The 339-nt window shown below is 50.1% G+C and carries 1 protein-coding gene; it reads left to right on the top strand.

The features are described from left to right. Window positions 1–115: 115 nt before the first annotated feature. Window positions 116–339, top strand: a 224-nt coding sequence (locus IAQ59_RS22210; protein WP_483414097.1) for a group II intron maturase-specific domain-containing protein, incomplete at its 3' end; no start/stop codon positions are given.

The following is a 339-nucleotide window of genomic DNA, read 5'->3' as shown; positions in this document are numbered from 1 at the left end:
ATGGCTTCCGCCCCGAAAAGAACATCCATAAGGCAGTTACACAAGCCCTGAAAAATAGGACCGAGCGTGAAGAAAATGTCCCTTAGGACATTTTTAGCGAGGGGCCGGGCCGCGGGTGGGACTGGTAGTGAAGAAAAACAGCTGGGACTCACTCAAACGCAAACTCAAGCAGATCACCAAGAAGACCAGACCGTACAGCTTCGCAGAACGGCTCCAAAAGCTTAAAGAAATATGGATGGGATGGGTAAATAATTACCGCCCACTGACTGTGTCAGGGCAGGCTCGCCAGTATTGCATCAAAGCTGAAATCACTCGACGAGTGGCTGAGAAACCGACTTA

This window comes from Lunatimonas salinarum, assembly GCF_017811155.1.
GTDB lineage: Bacteria > Bacteroidota > Bacteroidia > Cytophagales > Cyclobacteriaceae > Lunatimonas > Lunatimonas salinarum.
The sequence above is the reverse complement of the archived record's forward strand: the minus strand, read 5'-3'. Positions and strand labels throughout refer to the sequence as shown.